The 22288-nt window shown below is 64.3% G+C and carries 19 protein-coding genes; 12 read left to right on the forward strand and 7 right to left on the reverse strand.

The window, feature by feature from the left end:
- Positions 1-2: 2 nt before the first annotated feature.
- Positions 3-1838, reverse strand: coding sequence for a monovalent cation:proton antiporter-2 (CPA2) family protein (locus O7A05_RS12645; protein ID WP_337093437.1), 1836 nt, complete (start codon positions 1836-1838; stop codon positions 3-5).
- Positions 1839-1977: 139 nt separating this feature from the next.
- Here O7A05_RS12645 and O7A05_RS12650 point away from each other — a divergent pair, with 139 nt between their 5' ends.
- The 3 genes from O7A05_RS12650 (at position 1978) to O7A05_RS12660 (ending at position 4776) form a co-directional block, all read left to right on the forward strand.
- Positions 1978-2961 carry an AraC family transcriptional regulator gene (locus O7A05_RS12650; RefSeq protein ID WP_337093438.1) on the forward strand — a complete coding sequence of 328 codons (984 nt, stop codon included), beginning with the start codon at positions 1978-1980 and terminating at the stop codon, positions 2959-2961.
- Between the two features lie 60 nt (positions 2962-3021).
- Positions 3022-4230 carry an MFS transporter gene (locus tag O7A05_RS12655; RefSeq protein WP_337093439.1) on the forward strand — a complete coding sequence of 403 codons (1209 nt, stop codon included), beginning with the start codon at positions 3022-3024 and terminating at the stop codon, positions 4228-4230.
- A 279-nt stretch (positions 4231-4509) separates the two neighbouring features.
- Positions 4510-4776: a hypothetical protein gene (locus tag O7A05_RS12660; RefSeq protein WP_337093440.1), complete on the forward strand. Its 267-nt coding sequence runs from the start codon at positions 4510-4512 to the stop codon at positions 4774-4776.
- Positions 4777-4868: 92 nt separating this feature from the next.
- Here O7A05_RS12660 and O7A05_RS12665 read toward each other — a convergent pair whose 3' ends face one another.
- The gene (locus O7A05_RS12665; RefSeq protein WP_337093441.1) at positions 4869-5765 is read right to left on the reverse strand and encodes a LysR substrate-binding domain-containing protein; all 897 of its coding nucleotides are present in this window, start codon (positions 5763-5765) and stop codon (positions 4869-4871) included.
- A 260-nt stretch (positions 5766-6025) separates the two neighbouring features.
- Between O7A05_RS12665 and O7A05_RS12670 the strand changes: the two genes are divergently transcribed.
- From O7A05_RS12670 to O7A05_RS12700, 7 genes are read left to right on the forward strand one after another with little or no spacing between them, the layout of a single operon-like run.
- Positions 6026-7540 (forward strand): leucyl aminopeptidase, encoded by a 1515-nt coding sequence (locus tag O7A05_RS12670; protein WP_337093442.1) that lies wholly within the window; start codon positions 6026-6028, stop codon positions 7538-7540.
- A 38-nt stretch (positions 7541-7578) separates the two neighbouring features.
- Positions 7579-8487, forward strand: coding sequence for a proline iminopeptidase-family hydrolase (locus O7A05_RS12675; protein ID WP_337093563.1), 909 nt, complete (start codon positions 7579-7581; stop codon positions 8485-8487).
- 16 nt (positions 8488-8503) lie between these two features.
- Positions 8504-10165: an ABC transporter substrate-binding protein gene (locus tag O7A05_RS12680; protein WP_337093443.1), complete on the forward strand. Its 1662-nt coding sequence runs from the start codon at positions 8504-8506 to the stop codon at positions 10163-10165.
- Positions 10166-10207: 42 nt separating this feature from the next.
- Entirely contained in the window at positions 10208-11203 is a 996-nt protein-coding gene (locus tag O7A05_RS12685; protein WP_415927003.1) for an ABC transporter permease, read from the forward strand.
- The gene (locus O7A05_RS12690; protein ID WP_095765266.1) at positions 11203-12174 is read left to right on the forward strand and encodes an ABC transporter permease; all 972 of its coding nucleotides are present in this window, start codon (positions 11203-11205) and stop codon (positions 12172-12174) included. Before O7A05_RS12685 ends, O7A05_RS12690 begins: the two co-directional genes overlap by 1 nt.
- Complete coding sequence (locus O7A05_RS12695; RefSeq protein WP_337093445.1) at positions 12171-13130, forward strand: ABC transporter ATP-binding protein; 960 nt, start codon at positions 12171-12173, stop codon at positions 13128-13130. The genes O7A05_RS12690 and O7A05_RS12695 overlap by 4 nt, the downstream gene beginning before the upstream one ends.
- Before the next feature lie 8 nt (positions 13131-13138).
- Entirely contained in the window at positions 13139-14128 is a 990-nt protein-coding gene (locus O7A05_RS12700) for an ABC transporter ATP-binding protein (RefSeq protein ID WP_337093446.1), read from the forward strand.
- A 48-nt stretch (positions 14129-14176) separates the two neighbouring features.
- On the opposite strand, the gene O7A05_RS12705 is transcribed toward O7A05_RS12700, so the two are convergent.
- From O7A05_RS12705 to O7A05_RS12720, 4 genes are all read right to left on the reverse strand, one after another.
- The gene (locus tag O7A05_RS12705) at positions 14177-14731 is read right to left on the reverse strand and encodes a hypothetical protein (RefSeq protein WP_224587622.1); all 555 of its coding nucleotides are present in this window, start codon (positions 14729-14731) and stop codon (positions 14177-14179) included.
- A 112-nt stretch (positions 14732-14843) separates the two neighbouring features.
- Positions 14844-15926 carry a YcjF family protein gene (locus O7A05_RS12710; RefSeq protein ID WP_337093447.1) on the reverse strand — a complete coding sequence of 361 codons (1083 nt, stop codon included), beginning with the start codon at positions 15924-15926 and terminating at the stop codon, positions 14844-14846.
- Complete coding sequence (locus tag O7A05_RS12715; RefSeq protein WP_337093448.1) at positions 15923-17395, reverse strand: YcjX family GTP-binding protein; 1473 nt, start codon at positions 17393-17395, stop codon at positions 15923-15925. Before O7A05_RS12715 ends, O7A05_RS12710 begins: the two co-directional genes overlap by 4 nt.
- Positions 17396-17457: 62 nt before the next feature.
- Positions 17458-17961 (reverse strand): SixA phosphatase family protein, encoded by a 504-nt coding sequence (locus O7A05_RS12720; protein ID WP_337093449.1) that lies wholly within the window; start codon positions 17959-17961, stop codon positions 17458-17460.
- A 248-nt stretch (positions 17962-18209) separates the two neighbouring features.
- Between O7A05_RS12720 and dksA the strand changes: the two genes are divergently transcribed.
- Positions 18210-18626: an RNA polymerase-binding protein DksA gene (gene dksA, locus O7A05_RS12725; protein ID WP_224512009.1), complete on the forward strand. Its 417-nt coding sequence runs from the start codon at positions 18210-18212 to the stop codon at positions 18624-18626.
- A 101-nt stretch (positions 18627-18727) separates the two neighbouring features.
- Here the strand turns inward: dksA and O7A05_RS12730 are convergent, their stop codons facing one another.
- On the reverse strand, positions 18728-19450 hold the full coding sequence (locus O7A05_RS12730; RefSeq protein WP_337093450.1) for a hypothetical protein: 723 nt from the start codon (positions 19448-19450) through the stop codon (positions 18728-18730).
- Between the two features lie 208 nt (positions 19451-19658).
- Between O7A05_RS12730 and cckA the strand changes: the two genes are divergently transcribed.
- Positions 19659-22244 (forward strand): cell cycle histidine kinase CckA, encoded by a 2586-nt coding sequence (cckA, locus tag O7A05_RS12735; RefSeq protein WP_337093451.1) that lies wholly within the window; start codon positions 19659-19661, stop codon positions 22242-22244.
- The last annotated feature ends 44 nt before the right edge of the window (positions 22245-22288 follow it).

The following is a 22288-nucleotide window of genomic DNA, read 5'->3' on the forward strand; positions in this document are numbered from 1 at the left end:
CCTCAGTTCTTCGTCTCTGCCTGGTTCAGCACGACGGCGGTTTCCTGGTTCAGTGCCCGGCCGGCGCGGCGCGGTTGCGTCAGCGGCGTCGGAATCGGCGTGCCGATATTGCCCTTGAGGAAACGCTGGCCGGCGCGCACGCCCTCGGCAAGTTGCGTCTCGAAGCGCGCTTCGTCGCGGCGCCGTACATCCTCCATGACTTCGGCGACCTCCTCGGGATCGACGCCCAGCGCTTCCAGCGCGGAGCCGCCGAAGACGAGCGCCGATTCGAAGGTCTCGCGCAGCTGATAGTCGACGCCGGCGCGCACGAGTTGCAGCGCGGTGCCGCGGTCGAAGGCGCGCGCCAGGATGGTGACCAGCGGGAATTCGGCCTTGATCAGTTGCGCGATGCGCACCGCGGCGTCCGGCTTATCGACGCAGATCAGCACCGCGCGGGCGCGCCCGGCGCCGGCCGCATGCAGGATGTCCAGCCTCGTGCCGTCGCCGTAATAGACCTTGAAACCGAAATCGGCCGCCGCCTGGATCATCTCCACCTCGTTGTCGATGATCGACACGTCCATCCCGCGCAGCAGCAGCGGCTGGCTGGCGATCTGGCCGAAGCGGCCGAAGCCGATGATCAGCACGCTGCCGGTGAGGCCGTCGGCGATGTCGACGCCGTCGAGCGACTGCTCGTCGCGCGGGGTGAGGTAACGCAGCGCCACGATTGCGAGCGGCGTCAGCACCATCGAGATGATGACGATGGCGGTCAGCGTGGCGTTGGCCTGGCCGTCGATGATGCCGACCGCGGCGGCGGACGAGTAGAGCACGAAGGCGAACTCGCCGCCCTGCGCCATGAAGACGGCGCGTTCCAGCGCCTCTCGATGGCCACTCTTCAGAATGCGCGCGACAATGTAGATGCCGAATGCCTTCATGACCATGTAGGCGACGACATAGATGGCGATGAGCCGCCAGTTGTGGGCGACGACGCCAAGGTCGAGCGACATGCCGACGGCGAGGAAGAACAGGCCGAGCAGGATGCCGCGGAACGGCTCGATGTCGGCTTCGAGCTGGTGGCGGAAGGTCGATTCCGACAACAGCACGCCGGCGAGGAAGGCGCCCATCGCCATCGACAGGCCGGAGAGCTGCATGGCCAGGGCCGAACCCAGCACCACCAACAGTGCCGCGGCGGTCATGACTTCGCGGGCGCGGGCGTCGGCCAGGATGCGGAAGAGCGGATTGAGCAGGTAACGGCCGGCCACGACCAGCCCGACGATCGCAGCGATGCCGATGCCGACTTCGGTCAGCCGCTCCGAAAAACTGGTCTCGGCGCCGCCGGGCGCAAGGAACGCCACCAGCGCGAGCAGCGGCACGATCATCAGGTCTTCGAGCAGCAGGATGGAGACGATGCGCTGGCCTTTCGACGTGGCGATCTCGCCGCGCTCCTCCAACAGCTGCATGACGATCGCCGTCGAGGTCAGGACGAAGCCGGCGCCGGCGACGAAGGACTGCGCGATCGGAAAGCCTCCGGCCAATCCGACGAGGGTCAAAAGCACCGCGCAGACGCCGACCTGCAGCGCGCCAAGTCCAAAGATCTCGCGGCGCAGCCCCCAGAGTCGCGACGGCTGCATCTCCAGGCCGATGATGAACAGGAACATGACCACGCCGAGCTCGGCGACATGGAGGATCGCTTCCGGTTCGGAAAAGATGCGCAGGCCGAACGGGCCGATGACCACGCCGGCGGCGAGATAGCCGAGGATCGACCCAAGCCCCATGCGCTTGAAGATCGGCACGGCGACGACGCCCGCGGCGAGCAGCGCCACCACTTGCACCAGATCGCTGTTCGACGCTTCAGCTGCCATGCCTGTCATCCAGTTGCTCAAGCACTCCTTGCATGCACAGCGAGGGAGAGGCAAGGGCGGGCGGACTGACTTGAAGGGTAGGGTGCCGTTGAAGCGGCCTCCGCTTGCCTGCCGGACGTTCGGCATATACAGTAGCGGAATGGCTGACTATTCGTCCCGCCCGCCTCTGCATATCCCGATGGATGCGCTCAGCGAAGTCCTACAGGACTTTCGCTTGAGTGGGGTCAACTATGGCCGCTGCGAGCTCCGGCATCCATGGAGCATCGCCTTTCCGCAACAGAAGCTGCTTCGCTTTCACTTTGTCGGCCAGGGTCCATGCTGGATTTATACCGAAGCGGAAGGCTGGCAGGAGTTGCGCGATGGCGATCTGGTGCTGTTGCCGCAAGGCATCGCCCACCGGCTGGCCAGCGCGCCGGACGTTGCAGGCGACTCGCTCGAGAGTTGCCAGGTCACCAAGTTGGGGAGCAATGTTTGTGAGGTGGTACGGGAAGGAACGGGCGCGGCGAGCACCCTTTTCTGCGGCTCCATGGCCTTGGGCGTTTGTGCGCTTAACCCATTGATCACATTGATGCCGCCGATCATCAAAGGATGCGACGTGGCCGGCAACGATCCGATCGTCGGTCCTTTGCTGGCGGCTATGACGGCCGAGGCCGCGCAACCGCAGATGGGCAGCGCCACGATTCTGTCGCGTATGGCCGACTTGCTGACGGCCCGGCTCATCCGCTGCTGGGTCAATTGCACCGGCGCCTCGACCACCGGTTGGCTCGCCGCTATCCGCGACCCTCATATCGGCCGCGCTCTGGCAGCCATGCACCGAGACCCCGGCCATAACTGGACCCTGGAAAGCCTTGCCGGCCTGGCAGGCCAATCGCGCTCGATTTTCGCCGAGCGCTTCAGCGCTGTGTTAGGGGAGGGCGCTGCCCACTATCTCGCCCGTCTGCGGATGCAGCTTGCCCGCGAGTTGCTCGGGCAAAACGGCCTATCGGTTGCCGAGGTCGCTACCCGTTTGGGCTATGATAGCGAAGCATCCTTCGCGCGCGCGTTCAAACGCATCACCAATGTCTCGCCAGGCGTTGTGCGCCGCACAATTCCCGGACGAACGGACATGAATTTCGGATTTTAGGATACATCTCATCCGAGGGGACTCGTCTATTGAAGACCTCCAGACCTTGGAGATCTTTCAGTGACAGACACAACATTACAGCTTGAAGACGCGGCGATAGACCTCGATGAGGCCGCGCCAGCCCGGTGGAACGCAGCCACCTGGTTTGCGATCATTTCATTGGCGGCCACCAGCTTTGCCCTGGTGTCAGCCGAATTCTTGCCGGCAGGCCTGCTGACGCCGATGGCGCGGGACCTCGGCATCAGCGAAGGGACCGCCGGACAGGTCGTCACCGCCACGGCTTCAGTCGGCGCCGTGACGGCCATGTTGAGCAATGTTCTCATCGGCCGATTGAACCGCAAGACGGTGCTGGTTGGCCTCAGCGCCTTGGCGGTCGGTTCTAACCTCCTTGCCGCGGTGGCGCCCAATTTCTGGCTGTTGCTGCTGGGCCGGGCCGGGCTCGGAATCGCTCTCAGCGCATTCTGGGCACTCTCGGTTGCCGTCGTGGCCAGGCTGGTTGGCGCCAATGCGACAGGTCGGGGCATGGCTATCGTCACCCTCGGCGTCTCGCTCGCCACCATTGCCGCGCCATCGGTCGGTGCGTTGATCAGCGACTGGCTGGGATGGCGCAGCGCCATGGCCTTGACAGCGGGGCTGGCCGTGATTGCCATGCTGCTGCAGTTGGTTAGCCTGCCGACCCTGCCTGCCACGGCGAGCAATAGTCTTGCGGATGTATTTCGGCTGACACGGCGGCGTGGCATTCAACTCGGCATGCTGGCCATTCTTTTGCTGATGACAGGGCATTTTGCCGGCTCGGTCTATGTACGCCCCTTCCTCGAACATGTGACGCTCCTGGCGACCGCGCCAATTGCCCTGGCCTTGCTCGGATTTGGCATCGCCGCCGTGATCGGCAATATTGCCGGCGGCCGCATGGCCGATGCCAATATCCGCATGGCGCTCGCAGGCAACGCCGCATTGATGGCGTTTGCGGCGCTGGCATTGGTGCTTTGGGGCGTGCACATCGCCGTCGCCTTCGGATTCGTCACGCTTTGGGGCTTGGCCTTCGGCATGGCGCCGGTCGTGCTGCCGACCAATCTGTCCCGCGCGGCGCCTGATGCGCTGGAAGCAGCGGGTAGCCTGATGGTCGTCTCCTTCCAGGTTGCCATCACCATCGGCGCGGTTGTCGGCGGCTATGTCGTGGACACCTATGGTGCCTCGGGGCCCTTAACCCTTACCGTGGTTCTTGCCGCGTCGACAGTCATGCTGGCTCTGCTACAGTCTCGCGGGTGAACTTTGCTCCAAGCGCGTCGCGTCCGAACGGCCTCATGCGACGCACTTTAGGTTGTTGCTCTAATGCATGTCGCCCACCGCTGCGCAATTTTGGGCTGAATCCGGGCCGCCGCGGTATTGCAGCCTGTTTACACAAGTTTATGCGGCCCGGTCGTTGCGTGCCGCCACAATCAGAGGTTAAGGCACAGCCGGCTTTGGCCATTGGGCTTTGGCTATTGGGCTTCGGCCATTGGGAGGCAGCGGCGATGGGCGGCTGCCTTTTTTGAGGAGATGATTGACATGAAGAAGTTTTTGCTCGTTGCCGTGGGTGTTGCGGCGTTGGCCGGTTCGGCTTGCTCCAAGGGGCCGGAATGCACGCAGGAAATCGCTGCCAAGAAGGCGCAGGACATGGCTGCCGCCCTCGAGGAAGCGATCACCAAGGATCCGGGCAAGGCGGCCGATCTGACCGCCAAGGTGCAGGCCGTGACGACGAAGTATCAGGGCGCGACGACGCTCGACGAAGCCTGCAAGGCCTATGACGAGCTGACCGCTACCATCAAGGGTTGAGCCAAACCGTCGGCGAATGCGAGGGCGGCGGCCATTTGGCCGCCGCCTTTTTCTTGCGCAGCGCTTCGATCGGCACCGCTTTCCGGGGTACGCTAAGCGATACCCATCGCGCGCTTATGGTCGGCGATCTCGGCGAGCAGCCAATCCTGGAACAGACCGGTTCCGGGCTTGTTCCCGATGCTGCGGCGCTGATGTAGATAGATGCCGGCGGGATAAGTGTGGCGGGTGTTGAACGGAGCGACAAGCCTGCCTTGCTGCAGAAGGTCCTGCGCCATCATGGTATCGGCCAGAGCGATCCCTGCGCCGTTTATCACCTCGCGCATGATCAAGGTGCAGTCATCGAGCGTCGTGCTGGATTTCGGCGTGGTGTCCAGAACGCCCTCCTGCTCCAGCCAGCGCCGCCAGCGCATGCTCTCGCATTCGTGGATCAGGTGATGATTGACCAGATCGGCGGGCGTTCTGAGCGGCACCGGTCCCTCAAGCAGCGACGGCGCGCAGACCGGTGTCAGGACCAGCGGGATCAGCAGCGTCAGCGCCGGGCCGGCCTTGTAGACGAACTCGTCGATAATGGCCAAATCGAAGTTGGCCCGCTTGCCCGACGTCGAGATCTCCAGATCCACGGAAGGGTGCAGCTTGCGGAAGTTCGGCAGCCGGTCCGCCAGCCAAAGGTTCAGGACCACCGGCACGCAGAGAACCCTGACCCGCTGGGTCCTGCCGTGACCATGGACGAAGCTGACATCGTCGGTGGCGCGCCAGATGGCCTCGAATGCTTCGGAGAGGCTGCGCGCATAATATGAGCCCCTGATGGTCGGTGTGATCTGGCGAAAGCCGCGCTCGAACAGATCCTGGCCAAGGTTCTTCTCGAGCGCGCGGATGTGGCGGCTGACGGCTGAGGGCGTCAAATGCAGCTCTTCCGCCGCATCCTTGATGCTGCCGAGACGCGCGGCGGCCTCGAAAGCGCGCATGCCATTGAGTGAGGGCAGGGCCATTGGCCAATCATGAAATGTCAGTTGAGTTTTTGTCAATCGACTTGGGCAAAATTGGCGTTTGATCGCCTGGCCGGTTCGGGGATACCCAAAAGGCAAGAGCGACTAAGTCGCCGTCAGAAAACAATTATTTGGGTACTCCGATACCATTCCCCAACGGCGCGAACCGGCCTGACCGGTTTCCACCGGTGGCAGGAGAGGTTTTGCGTGTGACGCAGCCGACTTGGCCGGAGCCGCCTCCGCAAATGGGAGAACGAGCTTTTATGCCTCAGTCGCCGGTGCCGGTCTTTGAAGCGGCGGACGAGATGTCCGCGGAAGCCTCGGTAGTCGTGATCCTGCAAACCGCCCAAACCGGTTTTGGCCCCCGGGCAGCGGCGCTCGATGCTGAAATGAATGGGATCTTGTCCCGCGCTTGCTCCGACCCGGCCGCCCTCTCGCAATCCGGCACCTGTGTTGACGTCATTGCTCCCAAGGCGGTATCCGCCCGCCGCGTGGTGGTGCTGGCTTTGGGCAGCGGCGAGGCCGTAACCCCGCTTTCCCTGGCGCGCGCCGGCGGTTTGCTTGCAGCGCATCTGGAAGGCAAGGGCGAATGCGCGGCCACCCTCGTGTTGGACCCGCTCGACGGTGTCGACCTGCCCGCAGCGGAAGTGCTGGCGCGGGTCGCGCTCGGCATGCGGCTGCGACGCTATCGTTTCGACATACGCAACCGGCGTCAGGGGGCAGGCGCCGACCGCACCCTGCGAGTACAATTGATCGGCGCCGCCGGCCCGGAGCTAAAGGCGGCGCTGGCGCGGGTCAATGCCATCGCGGATGGCGTCGAATATGCGCGCACGCTGGTCAACCTGCCGCCGAGCCATCTCCACCCCGACAATTTCCATGACCATCTGGAGCCGCTGCGCGAGGCCGGCATCGATGTCGAGATCCTCGATGCGGCGCGGCTGAAGGAGCTCGGCATGAATGCGATCCTGGCTGTCGGTTCCGGCTCGGCGCGACCGCCGCGTGTCGCCGTCCTGCGCTATCGCGGCAAGGGCGCTCCTGCGCAGCCACTGGCTTTCGTCGGCAAGGGCGTCTGCTTCGATTCCGGCGGCCTGTGCATCAAGCGCGGCGAGCAGATGTTCGACATGAAGGCCGACATGGGCGGCGCGGCCGCGGTGGTCGGCCTGTTGATTGCGCTCGCCCGGCAAGCCAGCCCGGTGCATGCCGTCGGCGTACTCGGCATTGCCGAGAACATGCCGTCCGGCACCGCGCTCAAGCCGCGCGATATCGTTGCGACGGCGTCGGGGCAGACCGTGGAAGTGTTCGACACGGATGCGGAAGGCCGACTGATCCTGGCTGACTGCCTCTATTATGCCGCCTCGCGCTTCAACCCCTCGGTGATCGTTGATTTGGCGACGCTGACCTATTCGGTGATGCGGGGCCTCGGCTCGGTCTTCGCCGGCCTTTTCAGCACCGACGACACCATCGCCTCGCGCATGATCGCGGCCGGGGAAAAGGTCGGCGAGCGGTTCTGGCAGCTGCCGCTCGACCGGGCCTATGACGATGGGCTGCAATCGCCCTTCGCCGATATCCGCCATCACGCCAAGGACATGGAAGACGGCGACGCGCCCTATGCCGCGGCCTTCCTGCGCAATTTCACCGAAGACCGCCCCTGGGTGCATCTCGACATTGCCGGCAAGGAACTGGCCGACAGGGACCGGCCGCTGGGCCGGGAAGGCGCCACGGCTTTCGGTGTGCAGATGCTGGAAGAATGGGTGCAGTCCGGCCGGACGGCGAACTAGGCGACGGCGAGATGTCTTCAACCACTAAGGGAACCGGGATGTCGTCCGAGATGATCGTCAGCAAGGAAGGGCGGGCCGGCTTCGGCGCCTATGAAACCTGGTATCGGATCAGCGGCGAGTTCGATGCCGGCAAGGCTCCGGTCGTGATCCTGCATGGCGGCCCGGGCGCCGCGCATAATTACGTCGACGCCTACAAGCTTCTTGCCCGCGGCGGCCGCGCCGTCATCCACTACGACCAGTTGGGCTGCGGCAATTCCACTTTGCTGCCGGAAAAGGGCGCCGATTTCTGGACTCCCCAACTCTTCATCGATGAGCTTGAGAACCTCGTGGATCATCTCGGCATCCGCGGCGGCTTCCATGTGCTGGGGCAGAGCTGGGGCGGCATGCTGGGCGCCGAATATGGCGTGACCCGGCCGAAGGGCTTGAAGTCGCTGACCATCGCCAACTCGCCTGCTTCCATGAAGCTTTGGGTCGAGGAGGCCAACCGGTTACGCGCCGATCTGCCTAGGGACGTGCAGGAGACGCTGACGAAGCACGAACAGGCCGGCACGACGGACGATCCGGCCTACCAGGAAGCGACGGTGCGGTTCTACGAACGGCATGTCTGCCGCGTCGTGCCGTTCCCGCCCGAGGTGACGGAGACTTTCGCCCAGATCGTGCGCAATCCGACCGTCTACAATGTGATGAACGGCCCGAACGAATTCCACGTCATCGGAACGCTGAAGAGCTGGAGCGTCATCGACCGCCTGCCGGCCATCGAAGTTCCGACACTCCTCATCTCCGGCCGTTACGACGAAGCCACGCCCGCGACCGTGCAGCCCTTCAAGGACGGCATCAAGGGATCGCGCTGGGAGATATTCGAGCATTCCAGCCACATGCCGCATGTCGAGGAGCAGGATCTCTGCATGCGGGTGGTGGGAGACTTCCTGGACGACAACGACAACTGAAAAGGGGAATGACGACATGAAGAAACTGCTTTTGGCGGCGTCGGCCGCGGCGTTATTGGCCGGCTCGTGGCTCGCTCCGGCGCATGCCGAATATCTCAAGGAGCACCGCGGCGGCACCATTCGCCTTCTCGCCCGATCGGCGGCAGGAACCCTCGATCCGCATATCAACTACACGGACCAGGGCTGGCAGATGTACCAGCCGATCTATGACGGCTTGGTCGCCTTCCGCAAAGCTGAGGGCGTCGACGGCTTTTCCATCGTTCCCGACCTGGCCGAGGCGCTGCCCACTGTCAGCGATGACGGCAAGACCTTCACCTTCAAGCTGCGCAAGGGCATCAAGTTCTCCAACGGCCAGGATCTCGGCGTGAAGGACGTCGTCGCCTCCTTCCAGCGCATCTTCAAGATTTCCGGGCCGACGTCGGGCACCTTCTATGCCGGCATTGTCGGCGCCGACAAATGCCTGGCCGACACCAAGAGCTGCACGCTGGAAGGCGGCGTCGTCGCCGACGAGGCGGCCGGGACGATCACCCTCAATCTCACCAAGCCGGACGCCGAGCTGCTCTACAAGCTCGCCTTGCCGCATGCCGTGATCCTGCCGGCGGACACGCCGGCGGAGGACATGGGCTCCAAGCCGATCCCCAGCACCGGCCCCTACATGATCTCGGCCTTCGATCCCAACAAGGGCATGACGGTTTCCCGCAACCCCAATTTCAAGCAGTGGAGCGAGGAAGCCCAGCCGGACGGCTATCCGGATGTCGTGCAGTATGATTTCGGCCTCTCGGAAGAGGCCGCCGTGACGGCGATCCAGAACGGCGAAGCGGACTGGATGTTCGACGCGCTGCCCAGCGACCGCCTCGGCGAACTCGGCAGCAAGTCCATGGACCAGCTGCACATTTCGCCGCTTTCGGCCTGGTGGTACGCGCCGCTGAACACGCGCATGGCTCCGTTCGACAATGAAAAGGCGCGCCAGGCCGTCGCCTATGCGGTCGACCGCAACACGCTGGTCAAACTGTTCGGCGGCAAGGTGCTGGCTTCGCCGGTCTGCCAGGTCCTGCCGCCGGATTTTCCCGGGCACGAGGACTATTGCCCCTTCACCAAGAACCCGGGCGCCAAATGGTCGGCTCCGGATGTCGAGAAGGCCAAGCAGCTCGTCGAGCAATCGGGCACCAAGGGCCAGAAGGTGACCATCATCGTCGAGGATACCGCCATCTCGCGGTCGATCGGCGTCTATCTGCAGAGCGTGCTGACCAACATCGGCTACGTCGCCGACGTCAAGCCGATCTCATCCAACCTGCAGTTCACCTATATCCAGAACACCAACAACAAAGTGCAGATGTCCGTCACCCAGTGGTACAAGGATTATCCGGCAGCGTCGGACTTCCTGAACATCCTGTTCAGCTGCGCCTCCTATCGCGAAGGCTCGGACGCCTCGATCAACATTTCCGGCTTCTGCGACAAGGATATCGACGCCCAGATGCAGAAGGCGCTGGACCTCGGCGTGACCGACCAGAAGGCGGCCGACAAATTGTGGGCGGCAATCGACAAGCAGGTCACGGACAAGGCACCGGCGGTCGGGCTGTTCACGCCGAAGCGGCTTGATTTCGTCAGCAAGCGCATCGGCAATTTCAAGTTCAACCCGCAGTTCAACTGGATTATCACCCAATCCTGGGTCCAGTAACGAACCGCGGAATCACATATCGTGTCCAGCCAAGTCGCCGCCATGCCGCGCAAGACGCGAGGCCCCTGGGCCGTCGCGTTTGCGAAGCTGGCAACGGACAGGGCCGCCATGGCGTCTCTGGCCGTGTTCCTCATCATCGTTCTCGCCTGTTTCAGCGCGCCGCTTTACGCAAAATGGGCGGGCACGGATCCGTTCGCCTCGACGCTCGACGCCGTCATCCAGATCGACGGGGCCGACGTTCCGGTGATGGAACAGTCGACCGAGGGACTGGGGCTTGGCTACACGCCGATCGGCCCGACCTGGCGGCTCGGCAATTATTTCCTCGGCGCCGACAGCCAGGGGCGGGACGTCATGGCGAGGTTGCTCTATGGCGGGCTCAACTCGCTGCTGATCTCCGGCGCGGCCACCATCTTCACGCTGATCGTCGGCACAATGGCGGGCCTGATCGCGGGTTATTTCGGCGGTATCACCGACACGGTGCTGTCGCGCTTGCTCGACGTGCTCTGGGCGTTTCCGATCTACCTGCTGGCGATCTCGCTTTCCATCGTCACCATCGCGCAAGGCATCGCGATCGGACCGATCGAGATCCAATCGGGCAGCCTATGGTTGCCGGTCATCATCATAGGAATTGTCTATATACCCTATGTCGCGCGCCCGATCCGCGGGCAAGTCCTGGCGCTGCGCCACAGCGAGTTCGTGTTCGCCGCGATCAATCTGGGCGTGCCGGGCTGGCGCATCCTGTGGCGCGACATCCTGCCCAACATCACCACCACCCTCATCGTGTTCGTGCCGCTGATGATGGCGCTGAACATGCTGACGGAATCGGCGCTTTCGTTCCTGTCGATCGGCGTGCAGCCGCCGGCCGCGAGCTGGGGCACCATCATCCAGGACGGGCAGGCGCTGCTCTATACAAGACCGATGGTGGCGCTGGTGCCCGGGCTGGCGATCGCCGTTTCCGTCATGGCGCTCAACGTCTTCGGCGACGGCCTGCGCGATGCGCTCGACCCGCGTTCCAAGGTCCGGCTGGGGCGCGACTGATGTTTTATGCGATCCTTCGCCGTTTCGGCCAGATGCTGTTCGTGATGTTCGGCATCTCGGTCATCGTCTTCCTGATCTTCTTCGCCACGCCCGGCGCCGATCCCGCCGCACGCATCGCCGGCCGCAACGCTTCTCCGGAAGTGCTGGCGGCGGTGCGCCACAGCTTCGGCTTCGACCAGCCGCTCTACGTGCAATACACGCGCATGATGGAGAAGATCTTCGTCACCGGCGATCTGACCTCCTTTGTCAACCGCGGCTGGAAGGTGGTGCCGGCCGTCATGGATTCCATCCCCGTCACGCTCTCGCTGGTGTTCGGCGCCGCGGTCCTGTGGGTGGTCGTCTCCATCATCATCGGCATCGTCGCCGCGGCCACCCGCGACAGCTGGCTGGACAAGCTTCTGATGGCGCTGGGTCTGCTCGGCATTTCCATGCCGGTCTACTGGCTGGGCGAGGTGATGAACCTGATGACCCAGAGCCGCTATCACGACAGCTGGGCGTTCTCCTGGGTGCCGCCGCTCGGCTACAAGAACTTTTCCGACGATCCCAAGGGCTGGTTCCTGACGCTGGTCATCCCATGGATCACACTGGCCATCCTCTATATCGGCATTTACGGGCGCGTGCTGCGCGCGGCCATCATCGAATCCATGCAGGAAGATTATATCCGCACGGCCCGCGCCAAGGGCCTGTCGGAGACCCGCATCCTGTTTCGCCATGCGCTGCGCACCTCGCTCATCGCCTTCGTCACCCTGTTCGGCCTCGACTTCGGCGCGCTGGTGGGCGGCTCGGCCCTGCTGACCGAGGTCGTGTTCGGCCTGCACGGCATCGGCAAGCTCACCTATGACGCGCTGCAGAATCTCGATCTGCCGATGATCATGGCGACGGTCATGTATGCGTCCATGTTCGTGGTGATCGCCAACGCGGTCGTCGATTTCGTCTACATCCTTCTCGATCCGCGCCTGAGGGCATCATGATATTGTCGGTGCGCGATCTCAAAGTGTCCTTCCGCACGCATGACGGGCCGGTACGGGCCATCGACGGCGTTTCGTTCGATCTCGAGGAAAGCGAGATCCTCGGCGTCGTCGGCGAATCCGGCTCCGGCAAGACGGTGTCGCTGCTTGCCGTGATGGGGCTTATCACCGACCCGAATGCCACCATCGAAGGCTCGATCCGCTACAAAGGCCGCGAATTGGTGGGCCTGCCGCCGCGCGAGCTTCGTCGTCTGCGCGGCAACGAGATCGCGATGATCTTCCAGGACCCGATGACGGCGCTGACGCCGGTCTACACGATCGGCTGGCAGATCGCGGAGCAGATCCGGGCGCATCGGAGATTGAGCAAAGCCAAGGCGATGGAGCGAGTCGAGCAGCTGCTGGCGGAGGTGAATTTCCCCAACCCGCACGAGGCGATGTCGCGCTATCCGCACCAGCTTTCCGGCGGCATGCGGCAACGCGCGGTGATCGCGATGGCCTTGTCCTGCGATCCGGCGCTGCTGGTGGCCGACGAACCGACCACCGCGCTCGACGTCACCGTGCAGGCCGGCATCCTCGATCTTGTGCGCAAGCTGCGCGCCAAACATAAATCGGCCGTGGTGTTCATCACGCATGACATGGGTGTCGTCTCCGAGCTCGCCGACCGGGTCATGGTCATGTATGCCGGCCGCGTGGTGGAGCGCGGCACCCGCGCGGAGCTGTTCTCCGATCCGCGACACCCTTATACGCGCGCGCTGCTCGGGTCGATCCCGCCGCTGACCGGCCAGAAACCGCGCCGTCTGCCGGCGATCCCAGGGTCGCCGCCTTCCTTGCTGCGGCTGCCGCAAGGCTGCGCCTTCGGCCCGCGCTGCCCGATCCGCTACGAGCCTTGCGAGGCCGGCAAGCCGGGTCTCGGCGCGAGCGCACATGCCGCCGCCTGCTTTCGGGTGGCGCAGGCATGAGCGAGCCGATGACAGACAAAGATCGCCCGGTCCTCGAGACGCGTTCGCTGGCAAAACGCTTTTCGATCGGCACCCGCTTTTCCGCCGAAGGCAGGCGGACCGTCCACGCGGTGGACAACGTCTCGCTGAGCGTGCGGCGCGGCGAGACTGTCGGCCTTGTCGGCGAATCCGGATGCGGCAAGTCCACGCTGGCGCGCTGCCTGGTTCGGCTCTACGACATCACCGACGGCAAGCTTCTGTTCGAAGGCGACGACATCACCTCGAAATCGCTGTCCGAGCTCAGGCCGCTGCGGCGGCGCTTGCAAATGGTCTTCCAGGATCCCTCGGCCTCGCTCAATCCGCGCCGGCGCGTCGGCGATCTCGTCGCCGAGCCGCTGCGTATCCACGGCAAGGTTTCGGCCAAAGAGATCACCGCGCGGGTGGCGGAGCTGTTCGAGCTGGTCGGGCTGTTGCCGGATCATATGATGCGCTATCCGCACGAATTCTCCGGCGGCCAGCGCCAGCGCGTCGGCATCGCGCGGGCGATCGCATTGAACCCCGACCTTGTCGTGCTGGACGAGCCCGTCTCCGCGCTCGACGTATCGGTGCAGGCCCAGATCGTCAACCTGCTCGCCGACCTGCAGGAGAAGCTGAAGCTCACCTATATTTTCATCGCCCACGATCTCTCCGTGGTCCGCCAGGTCTCGACACGCATCGCGGTCATGTATCTGGGCTCGATCGTCGAGGAAGGGCCGGCCGAAGAGGTGTTCGCGGCACCCGCCCATCCCTACAGCCAGGCGCTGATCTCGGCGGTTCCGGTCGTCGAGACGACGCCTGCGGGCGCGCGCAAGCGCATCATCCTCACCGGCGACGTGCCGAGCCCGCTGAAGCCTCCGTCCGGATGCCGCTTCCATCCGCGATGCCCGATCGCGGCGGATCGCTGCCGTTCTGAGCGGCCGGAACTGACGGAATATAGTCCAGGTCGCAACGTGGCTTGCCACTTCCCGACTTTAATCTGAACCGTCTTCTTGGGAGTGGCGGACGCGGGCTGCCGAAACCGCGCCGGATCAGTTCTTGGCGATGGCGCCGACTTCGACCGAGTCGACCCGCTTCAGGCTCATGCCGATCACCGGCACCAGCTGATTGTTGACGCGCACGGCCACCGTCACGGTCATCGAATTGCCGTCGGGGACACGCGCCTGCATGACGCCATTCAACTGCTTGCGGTTGATGGTGAAAACGACCTTCTGGGCGTCGACGACATTGCCGCCGACAATGTCCATGCCGCTTTCAGTCGAGCCGCCCATGAAGGTGCCCCTGTAACCGTCGCGGCCCTTGCGCTCGACGCTGGCCGACATCTTTTGCGTGAACACGCCGACCCTGCAGCCGCCGTCAAGCGTCATGCCGAGCTTGCTGGCGGGCGTCGAGCCATTGAAATCGCAGGTGAATTTGGTGCCTTTGTACTTGCCGGCGATGATTTCGCCAGGGCCGACCCATCTGCCTTCGACGGAGCGGAAAAACTGCTTGTCCGGCTCTGCGCCAAGGGCCTTTTCGACGAGGCCGAGCGGCGCGGCAATCGCAATGGCGGCAGGCAGGACGCAGGACAGGATAACGCTTCTCATCGACGACACCCGGGACGAAAGAGTCTATTCTTGGGACCAGGCCGACCATGCAGAAGATTGGTTAATGCTTCGTCACCCGCGCTGGATCGCGCGTTTACCTTTATCGGTTATCTTATCGGTCGTCCTGGCTGTTCTTTCGTGCCGCGAACGAGGTCAGCGCCGAGAGGAAATCGCCGAGGCCCGGGCGCTTCACGGCGATGAACGGCAAGGGGCGGGCGGTTTCCATCGCCGCGATGCCGATGCGCGCCGTCATCATGCCGTTGACGACGCCTTCGCCGAGTTTTGCCGAGAGTTTCGCGGCAAGCCCGTGGCCGACGATCTGCTGCACGAAACTGTCGCCCACCGCGATCGAGCCGGTCACCGCCAGATGCGCGAGCACCCCGCGCGCCAGCCGGAAGAAGCCGAGCGTGCCTGGGCGGCCGCCGTAAAGCTCGGAGAGCCGCCGGATCAGCCGCCCGGCCTCGAACACGACATAAGCGATGTCGACCAGCGCGCGGGGGCTAACCGCCGTTATGAGCGACACGCGCTTCGCCGCCTCCAAAATCAGGATTTTGGCGCGCGCATCGAGAGGGGACAGGATTTCGGTCTCGGCCAGCCGCACCAGATTGGCACCGTCGATGATTTCGCCACGCAATTCGGCGAGCGAACGGCGCCCTGCGGCGGTCTCGGGTTTCGCCGCGACGAAGGCCGAGAGTTCGTCGACCAAGGCGCGCGCCGCCTTGGGGTCGTCACGCGCCACGGCATCCAGCGCCCGTTTCTGCATCTTTTCGACTTCGGCAAGGCGGGCTACGGCAAGGAATTCACGGATCAGGATGACGAACAGCGAAAGCAGCGCGATCGCCGCCATGCCGGCCGCCAGCCAGCCGAGCCATTCGGCGCGCGCAAACAGGTCGCGGATCAACTGGTCGGCCCACAGGCCGACCGCCAGCGAGACAAGGATGCCGAAAGCGCCGAAGAACAGCCGGGAAAACAGCGAACGCTTTCTCGGCGCTGTCGCCGGCGGCGGAACCGCGGCCTCGATATCCGGCTCGTCGAAGACGTCGACTTCCGAGGGGATCACGACCGCTACGTCGGCCCTCGCGGCACGTGGCCGGCGCGCCGGCTGCTCCTCGGCGGGGCGATTTCGCGGTGGTTGCGGCGGCGCCTCGGCCTCAGGTTCGATGCGGAAGGCCGCCGGTTTGCGGGGCGCGGTCATGCCAGATGATCTCCGATCAGGAACTGCAGCGCGCGGTCGAGCCGGATATGCGGCAAGGACAGCGTGACGCCTTCGGCGGTGCGTTCGAGTTTCGGCGGGCGGAAACGCACGAACCGGATCGGCGATTCGCTGCTGTCGGGCGGTGATCCGGAAACGTCGAACACGGCATCCACCTTTTCCGGCAAATCGCCCGGGAATATGGCGGTTTCGGTCTTGCCGTCGAATGTCTCGCCGTTGATCTTCTCGTCCTTGAGCGGTGTGCCGATGATGACCGGGAGCGTCTCGCGGTCCTGCTTTACCGTGCCCTCGCGGGTCGAGCGAACGGCGGCCATGGCGACGACATCGACGGCGGCACCGCTGAAATTCGCTCGCGCCACGGCCCGGTCGGTCAGCCTGCGTACGATCGCCTGCAGCCGGTCATGGCTTTCGTGGTGCAGATGGTCCGCCTTGGTCGCCGCGACCAGGATGCGGTCGATGCGGCGCGAGAAGAAGTCCGTGAGGAAATTGCCGCGTCCGGGCCGGAAGCAGGACAGGATCTCGGTCACCGCGCGCTCCAGATCTGCCATGGCGGCCGGGCCGGCATTGAGCGCCTGCATGGCATCGATCAGCACGATCTGCCGATCGAGGCGGGTGATGTGCTCGCGAAAGAATGGTTTGACGACATGCGTCTTATAGGCCTCGAAGCGGCGCTCCATCATCGCCTGCAGCGATCCGGAGCGCGGCCGGCCCTGCGCCAGCGTCATCAGCGGCGCGAAGGTGAGCGCCGGAGACCCTTCGAGATCGCCCGGCATCAGGAAACGGCCGGGCGGCAGCGTCGACAGCGCGCGGTCGTCGAGCTTGCAGGCCTTGAGATAGGCGCCAAAGCTTTCGGCCAATCGGCGCGCCGTCATCTCGTCTGCGTCGGCATCGGGGCTGACCGTGGAAGCCAGCTCGCGCCAGGCCTGCGACAGGTCGCACCGGACGGGCAGGGCGGCCAGTTCGACTGCCTCGCGTGAAAAGTCGGCGAAGGACTTGCCCAGCAGCGGCAGGTCGAGCAGCCACTCGCCGGGATAATCGACAATGTCGACGGAAAGTTTTCCGGCTGAAAACAAGCGGTTCCAGCCCGAAGCCGACTCATATTCGATGGTGAGCCGAAGCTCGGAGATGGCGCGGGTCGAGTCCGGCCATGCGCGGTCGTTCACCAGAACCGCGACATGGTCCTCATACTGGAAACGCGGAACGGCGTCGTCAGGCTGCTCCTCGAGGAAGGCGCGGGCGATGCGGCCGGATTTCTGCGCCTCGAAGAGGGGCAGGCGTCCGCCATGGATGAGGTTGTGGACGAGGGCGGAGATGAACACCGTCTTGCCGGCGCGGGAGAGCCCGGTGACGCCAAGACGCAATGACGGAGAGAAGAGCCCGGCGGCGCGGCCAGACAGCGTGTCGAGCGCAATCCTTGCCTCGTCGGTGAAATTGGTCAGCGATGATGCCAAATCAGCCTCTGGTTGCGCGTCAGCGCCCGATATAGGCCTTGGACCGTGCGTTTGAAATGGCCTCAGAGGTCGGCCGGCGTGAGAAAGGCTTCGAGATAGCCGTTGCCCTGCGCCGCTTCGGCAAGCTTGCCGGGAAAGCGCACCACGGCAAGGCCGGAGGTCGGAAAACCGTGATTCATCATGCCGCGCGCCGCCTCATCGCCGTCGCCCGACACCGCAATGGCCAGATCTTCGGTCATGGGATTGTGGCCGATCACCAGAAGCGAGTTGGCGCCGCCATTCTTGCGGATGATGTCGAGATAGCCGGCCGCATCCTCGCTGTAGAGGGTGTCGAAGAACAGGATCCGGCCGGTGTCGGTGCGCCCCGCCAACCCTTCAAGCGTCTGCCTCGCCCGCTTGGCGTTTGAGCAAAGGGTGACGTCCGGCACATAGTTGCGGGCCCGCATGGCTTCTCCAATCGCTTCGGCATCGGCCATGCCCGATTCGTCGAGCGGGCGGTCGAAATCGCGCATGCCGGGCAGCGCCCAGCCGGCTTTGGCATGCCGCAACAGATAAAGCCTGCTCAACCGGAACCTCCATGGCGCTGCCTTCGTGGCAAAGCGCGATTAGTCACCAGAACGACGTCATGCACAATGGTCGGCCGGCAACTGCAACGAATCATGTGCGAGTTCGTTTTGTGCCGTTGAAACAACGTCGTCGCCGGAGTTGCCGATGCGAGACTAACAATTGCGTGAAACTCTCGTCGATAGCGCTTGTGCAGGCTCTTGTCCCCGAATATATAGGCGCCAAATTTTGGGGTTGTTGGGTGAGTCGAATGAACGACATCGTTACCGCCGATTACGTACCCTCCGAAGACGAGCCGTTCATGAACGAACGGCAAAAATCGTACTTCCGCCAAAAGCTTATCACTTGGAAAAACGACATTCTGCGCGAAGCGCGCGAAACCCTAGAAATCCTGCAGCAGGAAAACGCCAACCACCCCGACCTGGCCGATCGCGCCTCCTCCGAAACCGACCGCGCCATCGAATTGCGCGCCCGCGACCGCCAGCGCAAGCTCATCTCGAAAATCGACTCCGCGCTCCAGCGCCTCGACGAAGGCACCTATGGCTATTGCGAGGAAACCGGGGAGCCAATCGCGTTGAAGCGGCTCGACGCACGTCCGATCGCGACGTTGTCGATCGAGGCGCAGGAGCGTCACGAACGCCGCGAGAAGGTCTATCGCGACGACTGACGCGAATCGAATAGCCAAGAAAACATAGAAAATGGCCGGTTTTCCGGCCATTTTCGTTTCCGGTGCTCAAGGCGCGGAAAGGCCCGCTTGTACCGGGAAGGTCAGCGCTTGTGGCTGCCCAGTTCGCCAAGCAGCTTGGTCATCTCGTCATCGAGCGAAGGTTTGGCAGCGGGCTTGCTGGGTGGCGGCTGCGCGTGCGTCTCGTCGAGAGATGTCTCGAGTTCGTGCATCAATGTGTCATCGATGGAATCGTTTGAGGGCGGCGGCGCGTATCTGGTGCTGCCGTTGGCCGTCCCGTAGCCCGGCAGCGGCATGACCTTCGCCGTCGGCTGGCTCGGCGCAGCCGGTTTTGGCGCGGGAGCGGGCGCTGGGGCGTGCGTGCGCGCGGTAGCCGGCTGGGCGGCAGGCGGCGGTTGCCTGACGGGCGCGGGTGCGGGCGGAGGTGCTGGCTGCGGCGCGCGCGGGCGCGCGGCAGCGGTTGGCTGCTGCTGGCCGCTATCGCCGGTCAGCGCCGGCCGGCGGGGTGCTGCGAGCCGGATATCGCGCTCGACCACGACATCGGTCGGCCCGCCGATCAGGATCAGGTGCTCGATGTCGTCACGGCGCACCAGCACCAGCCTGCGATGGCTGTCGACGGCGGTGGCGTCCATCACGGCAAGGCGCGTCTTGCGGTTCCTGCCGCCGGCCACGAAGGTGCCGAAGGTCAGGTTGCGAACCACCTTGATGACGAGCAGGACGACGACAAGTAAAATGAGCGCCGCGAACGTCCACAGGATTGCAGCGACATAACCCGGACCCGCCACGCTATCCAGCCACTGCAGCATCGGTGCACCCAATCGCCTTTTCGAGTGAGGCGACACTAGACCGCCGCGGCGGCCCGCCGCAAGTTCACATCACCCATCGTGAACAGTTTGAAACATGAATCGTTGATTTTATCGGACATTTGCGGCCGGGGCCTTTTCCGTTACAGGAGAATGTGATTCAACCGACCGTCCGCGCCCATCGGACACCGGAATCACGAGCAGGGGGAACATGGCCAAGGAAGCGCGCGGCGATTTCTATCCGGTACCGATCGTCGACCAGAACACGCGTCCGGGCGCCGTCACCAGGCTCATCGTCTTCATCGTCGTGCTGACCGGCGCCGCGATCGTCTTCGGACTTTTCCGCGAGCGCCTCGGCGATCCTTTCCTGCTCGGCATGCTCGGCGTGCTCGCCATGATCGGCGTCGGCTTCCTGTTCGCGACCGCGATCGGTTTCGTGCAGATCGCGCCGCGGTCGACCGGCGACGAATTGTCGAAAGCCTTCGTCGACTCGATGTCGCAGGGCCTGCTGGTCACCGACACCAAGGGCCGCGTCGTCTACGCCAACCGCGCCTATGCCGACATGACGGGTGCCGCCTCGGCCGCCGATCTCAAGACGGTCGAGGGGCTGTTGTCGGATGTTCCCGAAGCCTCGATGACGATCTACCGGCTGGCGTCCGGCCTGCGCGACGGCCAGGCGGGCGACGGCGAGTTCCGGCTGGCGCAGTCGATCAAGCCCGGCGCCGAGCCCGGCGCGCGCTGGTACCGCACCCGCGCCCGCGCCTTCAGCATGCCCGGGCAAAGGCTGCCGATGCTGGCCTGGCAGCTCGCCGACATTTCGCAGGAACGGGCGGAGCAGGAACGTTTCTTCCTGGACCTGCAAAAGGCCATCGACCATCTCGACCATGCGCCTGCCGGGTTCTTCTCGGCCGATCAGGAAGGCCGCGTCACCTATATCAACGCCACGCTGGCCGAGTGGCTTGGCATCGACCTTGCCTCCTTCACGCCGGGCGCCATCACGCTGCCGGAAATCATCGCTGGCGACGGCATGGCGCTAGTCCGTTCCGTCAAGGCCGATCCAGGCACCACCCGCAACGCCGTCATCGACCTCGATCTCACCACCATGAGCGGCCAGGCGCTGCCGGTGCGCTTCATGCACCGGGTTTCGGCCAGCCGCGAAGGCGTCAACGGCCCGACCCGCACGATCGTGCTCAACCGCACCCAGGGCGAGGACGCTTCCGCGGAGCTCAGGGCCTCCGAGGTTCGCTTCACCCGCTTCTTCAATTCGACGCCGATGGCCATTGCCGGCGTCGATGCGAACGGGCGCATCCTGCGCACCAATGCGCCGTTCCTGCAGCTGTTTTCGTCCGTGGTCGACCGCGACGCCGTAGACCGGCGGGTGCGGTTCGAGACCATCGTCCATGAGCGCGACCGGCCGGCTTTCGCCGCGGCCTTCGAGAAGGCCAGGCAGCGGCAGGCCAATATCGAGCCGATCGACTCCGTGCTGCCCGGCAATGAGGAGCGCCATATCCGCTTCTACGTCAATGCCGTCGCCGACAGCGCGGGCAGCGAAGGCGCCGAGGAGGCGGCGATCGTCTATGCGGTCGAGACCACCGAGCAGAAGGCGCTCGAGGGCCAGATGGCGCAGAGCCAGAAGATGCAGGCGGTCGGCCAGCTTGCCGGCGGTATCGCGCACGACTTCAACAACGTGCTGACCGCCATCATCATGGCGTCCGATCTTCTGTTGACCAACCACAGGCCGTCGGACCCGTCCTTCCCCGACATCATGAACATCAAGCAGAACGCCAACCGGGCGGCCTCGCTCGTGCGGCAATTGCTGGCTTTCTCGCGCAAGCAGACGCTGCGGCCGGAGGTGCTCAACCTGACCGATGTTCTGGCCGATCTCAGGATGCTGCTCGCGCGCCTCGTCGGCAACGACATCAAGCTTAAGATCGACCATGGCCGAGACCTGTGGCCGGTCAAGGTCGATATCGGCCAGTTCGAGCAGGTGGTGGTCAACCTCGCCGTCAATGCGCGCGACGCCATGCCGAGCGGCGGCGACCTCACCGTGCGCACCCGCAACGTCACCGCAGACGAGTGCAAATCCTTCGCCTATCGCGAATTGGCGCCGGCCGACTATGTGCTCGTCGACGTGGAGGACACCGGCAGCGGCATCGCGCCCGACGTGCTGAAGAAGATCTTCGAGCCGTTCTTCACGACCAAGGAAGTGGGCAAGGGCACCGGCCTCGGCCTTTCCATGGTCTATGGCATCATCAAGCAGACCGGCGGTTTCATCTTCTGCGATTCCGAAGTCGGCAAGGGCACGGTGTTCCGCATCTTCCTGCCGCGCCACATCGCCGAGGTGAAGAAGCAGGCCGAACCCGGCGAAGTGCCGGCGATCGCGGCGGCGGCCCCGGCCAAGCCGGCCGATGCCGCGAAAGACCTCTCCGGTTCGGCCACCGTGCTTCTGGTCGAGGACGAAGACGCCGTGCGCATGGGCGGCGTCAGGGCGCTCACCTCGCGCGGCTATACCGTCCACGAGGCATCGTCCGGCGTCGAGGCGCTGGAAGTGTTCGAGGCGCTTGGCGGCAAGGTCGATATCATCGTGTCCGACGTGGTGATGCCGGAGATGGACGGGCCGACATTGCTCGGCGAGTTGCGCAAGCGTCAGCCGGACATCAAGTTCGTGTTCGTCTCGGGCTATGCCGAGGACGCCTTCGCCAAGAACCTGCCGGCCGACGCGCATTTCGGCTTCCTGCCGAAGCCGTTCTCGCTCAAGCAACTGGCGACGATCGTCAAGGACGTGCTGGAATCCTAGGGCGTTCAGCGCTTCCTTGGATTGCTCTAAATAAGCCAGAGCTT

Source organism: Mesorhizobium argentiipisi (SeqCode) (assembly GCF_037179585.1).
Lineage (GTDB): Bacteria > Pseudomonadota > Alphaproteobacteria > Rhizobiales > Rhizobiaceae > Mesorhizobium > Mesorhizobium argentiipisi.